Origin of the sequence: Candidatus Cardinium hertigii (assembly GCF_050864915.1) — a bacterium.
GTDB classification, from domain to species: domain Bacteria; phylum Bacteroidota; class Bacteroidia; order Cytophagales; family Amoebophilaceae; genus Cardinium; species Cardinium hertigii_D.
Genome location: NZ_JBOZWY010000011.1, coordinates 1 through 796 on the forward strand (window position 1 = coordinate 1; position 796 = coordinate 796).

The 796-nt window shown below is 33.8% G+C and carries 1 protein-coding gene; it reads right to left on the reverse strand.

Annotation, left to right across the window (positions count from 1 at the left end; genetic code table 11):
• The coding region (locus ACRRVD_RS04290) for a PD-(D/E)XK nuclease family transposase (RefSeq protein WP_432461880.1) at positions 1 to 382 on the reverse strand (382 nt) is incomplete at its 3' end.
• Positions 383 to 796 lie beyond the last annotated feature (414 nt).

Consider the following 796-nt stretch of genomic DNA (forward strand, 5'->3'; position numbering starts at 1 on the left):
GGTATCTAGCTCCTAATTCTTGGCCTGAGTTGAGTTGCCTGGAATAGGCCTTAGAGGCATAATACTGCGCTCTTTTTTCAAAACCTTGTTGGGGGGAAACCTGCATCTCTACAATTATTTGCTTCCCATACTGGTCTGTGCATAAGACATCTACTACACTTTCTTTCTTATAGGCAATATCTGGATCCTGAATCGTGGATAAGAATGTAACTTTTTCAACCTTATCTGAGGCCTTTAAATTGAGCACATCATTGAAATAAAAGTGGATAAGAATATCTTTATGTTTTTCGCCTACCAAATATCTCTTACGAAAGGCTACGTCGTGTCTATGGGACTTAAAAACTTTGAAGTATACAATAGGGATTACTAGAAGAGCTATCATATCATGTCCTTTCAATCTATAATAAAACTTTTAGGATTATTAGTATGTCTATACTCTAGACATAATTTAACGTCTCTATTCCTTCGATACTTTGTATAAGTTAACGAACGTTAAATGATAAACATTTTGGTTATATTATATACCTTATAAAACCACTACAAAATGTTAAGTCTTACGGTGTAATTTATGTTAAAAGATAACACATGCAAAATTTTAGCTTATTTGAGGGCTTCAATAGATAACCTGTTATTTATAAAATCAAACGCGACAGAACCACTTACGATGCCTTATCCATGCCTTGTGGGTATGATTTATTAAAAGGTTCCCCAGATCCATAACTGATGTTATTATTAGGGAGTTCGATTCCATAATGTAAACCTGTTGTCCCACCATATCCTATATTATTATTTATAG